The organism is Paracoccus sigandri, assembly GCF_003709565.1.
GTDB classification, from domain to species: Bacteria; Pseudomonadota; Alphaproteobacteria; order Rhodobacterales; family Rhodobacteraceae; genus Paracoccus; species Paracoccus siganidrum.
The window spans coordinates 1-3,735 of record NZ_QNRC01000076.1; the positions used below are offsets into that span (position 1 = coordinate 1).

Consider the following 3,735-nt stretch of genomic DNA (forward strand, 5'->3'; position numbering starts at 1 on the left):
CCACGCTGTAGATCCTCCCATCCTCCCTGCAGCCGCAGAAAGGGACAAAGGTGGACGACTTTTACGCCGCCCGCAGCAGCACCATGCCGCCGCTAACGTGGACTAATTTCGCACCGCCCTTCTCAGCTGATCTTAGCCACGTAGACCTATTGTAAGCATTGCATCAGGCCCCGCCAAAAGGGGTCGATCACAGCGCAACTCTGTTTTCGATCAGTTGCTGTTCGTCGTCCCCGGCGCGGGGGTTCTGGATCCTGAACGTGGCCGACGATGTCGCCTGCGAATGTCTGGCGGCGATCCCCGACACGTCAAGCTCCGGCCCCAGCATCGTGCACTACCAGACCAGCTTCACACCGGACACCAGCAGCAGAGTGGCAAGAACGCCGCGAAGCCACCGGTCGGAGAGATAGCGGCTGCCGATCCAGGCTCCCACTGATCCTCCTGCGGCAACGGCGGCCAGCCAGACCGGCAGGGCGGCTGGAAGATGGCCCCATGCGGCATTGGCTCCGATCAGCGCCGCGCCCGAACTCATCAGGTTGTAGACCGCTGTGGTGGCCGCCGTCTGGCGCACGGTTCCCCAGTTCATGGCAAGGATGATCGGCGCCAGGAACACACCTCCACCCGTGCCGGTCGTGCCGGAGACGAAGCCGATGATGGCCCCGGTCGCCAGCGCCGCCAGGAATGGTGGAGCAACCGGTATCTCGGATGCGGCCGGTTTGCTGCGGAACGCGGTTCGCGCCATCTGGACGGCCGAGAGGATGAGAACGATCCCCACGACCGGGAAATAGACCCGATCCGGCAGATGAACTGCACCGCCAAGCAGCGAGAAGGGGAACCCCAGGATGGCAAAGGGCCAGATATTGCGCCAGGACAGCCGCCCGGCACGCAGGAACATGATGGTTCCGATGGACGCGACCAGCAGGTTGAGGGCCAGCGCCGTGGTCTTCATGGCAAGCGGCGTGAATCCCGCCAGCCCCATTGCCGCGATATAGCCCGAGGCCCCGGCCTGTCCGACCGCGGCATAGACCAGCGCGATCAGCAGGAAGGCCGCCGCAAGCCAGGTGTTGTCCGTGTCCAGGATTTCCGTCTCCCTTCAGGGGTTGGCGGCCCATATCGTTGCCGGGACAACAGATCGGATCGCCGATGAGCCTGCAGCGGCGTGTTCAGCACCTTGCGGCCCTCTGTCCGCCGGTCGCCTTTACGATGTGCTTTCCTTGCCTGTCAGGGCCTGATGCAGGCGCCGGACCTCGCGGTTGAGGGCGATCATCTCCTCCGCCGCCATGCCGGAGCGGGCGAAGAGGGCCTCTCCAAGGCAGCGGCTTTCCATCCTGAGATCCCGTCCGCGCGCGGTCAGCGCAACCGATACGCCCCGCTCGTCATCCTGGCGCCGGGTCCGTGTGACCAGCCCGGCGGCTTCCAGCCGCTTGACCAGCGGCGTGATCGTGCTCGGCTCCAGGTCCAGCCGGGTGGCAATCGCGCTGATGCTGCGGCCGTCTTCCTCCCACAGCACGCTCAGCACCAGATATTGCGGATAGGTGATCCCCAACTGGTCCAGCAGCGGCTTGTAGAGGCGGTTGATCGCCATCGATGTCGCATAAAGCGAGAAGCACAGCTGATCTTCGAGGGTCAGTTCCTTGGTCATAAGGCTTCTTATCACGAGATCTGTTATCGCGACAATAAAAAGCTGGACATGCTGCGGCGCGCGCTGTATCGAGAATATTGTCGCGATAATTATTATGACGAACACAAAAGGAAGAAACCATGTCAGTCCAGGTTCTCTACCGCACCCAAGCCACCGCAACCGGGGGCCGCGAAGGCCAGGCCCGCAGCGAAGACGGCCGTCTGGAGGTCGCGCTCTCCATCCCGAAGGAACTGGGCGGCGCGGGCGGCGCCGGCACCAATCCCGAGCAGCTCTTCGCGGCGGGCTATTCCGCGTGCTTTCTGGGTGCGCTCAAGCTTGTCGCCCAGCAGCAGAAAGTGATGCTCCCCGCCGAGGCCGCGATCACCGCGACCGTGGGCATCGGGCCGCGCTCCGAAGGTGGTTTCGGCATCACGGCCGATCTTGAGATCAGCCTGCCCGGCATCGCGCGCGAGGCGGCGCAGCGACTGGTCGAGGCAGCGCATCAGACCTGCCCCTATTCGAATGCCACCCGCAACAACGTTGCGGTCGGCCTGACGGTCGTCTGAAGCCGATCCCGCAGGGCCAGGTGGGCTCCTTCCGGCGCATGGATTTCGTCGGGCCAGATGCGGTCCTGGACATCGAGCGCACCTGTGGGGCCGAGTAACCTCGACGGCTCCGGCGATGTCGCCGCATTTCAAGAGTGACTCCCATCATCCGAGTTGTGCAACAGTGCCTCCTGCCGGAAACCCATCGCGTTGCGGCCGGCGAAGCCCTTTTGCGCCAGCAGACGCGTTGTGTCGTGACGATGCTGGAACAATTCCGCCTTCTTGCTGGTTCACGCCTCCAACCGAAAACGGGAGCGAGCCGATGCCGGTCATCGGTGCTCCGTCCGGAGGGAAGGAAAACATGCCCGTGATCACCAGGCTTTACGAAACCTGCAATGAGGCCGCCGCCGCGGTGGAGCGGATCGAGGCGCTGACCCTGCCCGGTGTCGAGCCATCCGTTCTGGGCGGCGAAAGACTGCGGGACTATCGGGATATGCGCGTCGAGTGCGATCCGGTGACGGGCACGCGTAATCAAGTTCCCGAGCCCGCACCGGCGACGACGACCGGTGCCGCACTTGGTGCGGCGGTCGGGGGCGTTGCGGGGCTGCTTGCGGGGCTTGGCGTTGTCGTCGTTCCCGGCTTCGGTCCCATGGCGGCCGCCGGCTGGCTGATTTCCGCCCTGACCGGCGCCGCCGGGGGGGCGCTGGCCGGCGGCGCGATCGGAGCTTTCGTCGATCTGGGCATCCCCGAGGATGACGTGCCGCTCTATGCTGAAACCTTCCGGCGCGGCGGTGTCGCGCTCAGCGTCCGCTTTCCCGAGGAACATCGGTCGGCGGTCGAGGATACGCTGGCCGCGACCGCCCCGTCTCCATTGCCGGATCTGCGACGGCGCTATGAGGCCGAGGGCTGGCGCGGCTGATGCGAGTGCGGACCGGATGAAACCGCAATCGCCTTCGCCGGCAATCACCGGACAGATGGTCCCGGCCGTCACGGCGATGGCCGAAGTGGTGCGCCCGGTGCGTTTCCTCAATGTTGCGCTCGGCGCCTGGATCTGCGCCTCGCCGTTCCTGCTGGGCGGCGGGTCGGACGCCGCAACCGCAGCCGATGTCGCGATGGGCATGGCGTTGATCGGGCTCAGCCTGCCGCGCGGCGCGCGCAGCGAGGAGCACTATGGTGGTTGGGATCGGGCGATTGTCTGAATTGCCCGACTTGGGGGCCCATCCGGAGCAATGTCATGGTATTTGCCGCTTGGGCCGCGATCGTATGGAGCCCGCATGGCCCGGCAGAGGGATAGGACGCGAGACATGGCGCAATCAGGACGGTCCGCCCATCACCCGCCCAGCCGCGTGATCCGCGATTTCGGCCGTGCCGCGGGCGGGGCACTGATCTTTTCGCTGCCGATGCTGATGACGACGGAACTGTGGTCGCTCGGCTTCTACCTGGATCGGCTGCGGTTGCTGCTGCTGGTGGTGGCGAGCTTGCCGCTGCTGGTGCTGCTGTCGCGCCATGTCGGGTTCGAGCGCACCCGCAGCTGGCGCAGCGACATGTTCGACGCCCTGATCGCGCTGGGGG

At 65.5% G+C, this 3,735-nt stretch carries 6 protein-coding genes; 4 read left to right on the top strand and 2 right to left on the bottom strand.

Features of this window, described 5'->3' with window-relative positions:
- Nucleotides 1-331 precede the first annotated feature (331 nt).
- Nucleotides 332-1,078: a sulfite exporter TauE/SafE family protein gene (locus C9E82_RS23545; RefSeq protein WP_342354329.1), complete on the bottom strand. Its 747-nt coding sequence runs from the start codon at nucleotides 1,076-1,078 to the stop codon at nucleotides 332-334.
- 117 nt (nucleotides 1,079-1,195) lie between these two features.
- Entirely contained in the window at nucleotides 1,196-1,639 is a 444-nt protein-coding gene (locus C9E82_RS23550; protein WP_119901171.1) for a MarR family winged helix-turn-helix transcriptional regulator, read from the bottom strand.
- A gap of 119 nt (nucleotides 1,640-1,758) precedes the next feature.
- Between C9E82_RS23550 and C9E82_RS23555 the strand changes: the two genes are divergently transcribed.
- The 4 genes from C9E82_RS23555 to C9E82_RS23570 form a co-directional block, all read left to right on the top strand.
- A complete protein-coding gene (locus C9E82_RS23555) occupies nucleotides 1,759-2,184 on the top strand; it encodes an organic hydroperoxide resistance protein (protein WP_119901170.1) in 426 nt (141 codons plus the stop codon).
- Nucleotides 2,185-2,485: 301 nt separating this feature from the next.
- On the top strand, nucleotides 2,486-3,082 hold the full coding sequence (locus tag C9E82_RS23560) for a hypothetical protein (RefSeq protein ID WP_240643719.1): 597 nt from the start codon (nucleotides 2,486-2,488) through the stop codon (nucleotides 3,080-3,082).
- A 16-nt stretch (nucleotides 3,083-3,098) separates the two neighbouring features.
- Nucleotides 3,099-3,362, top strand: a complete 264-nt coding sequence (locus C9E82_RS23565) for an SPW repeat domain-containing protein (RefSeq protein ID WP_205962255.1) — start codon at nucleotides 3,099-3,101, stop codon at nucleotides 3,360-3,362.
- A gap of 105 nt (nucleotides 3,363-3,467) precedes the next feature.
- Nucleotides 3,468-3,735: DUF2391 family protein (locus tag C9E82_RS23570; protein ID WP_119901174.1), on the top strand; the 268-nt coding region annotated here is incomplete at its 3' end.

Coding starts and splice junctions, on each gene's coding strand:
- C9E82_RS23550 (WP_119901171.1), bottom strand. CDS start 1,639: ATGACCAAGGAACTGACCCTCGAAGATCAGCTGTGCTTCTCGCTTTAT.
- C9E82_RS23555 (WP_119901170.1), top strand. CDS start 1,759: ATGTCAGTCCAGGTTCTCTACCGCACCCAAGCCACCGCAACCGGGGGC.
- C9E82_RS23560 (WP_240643719.1), top strand. CDS start 2,486: ATGCCGGTCATCGGTGCTCCGTCCGGAGGGAAGGAAAACATGCCCGTG.
- C9E82_RS23565 (WP_205962255.1), top strand. CDS start 3,099: ATGAAACCGCAATCGCCTTCGCCGGCAATCACCGGACAGATGGTCCCG.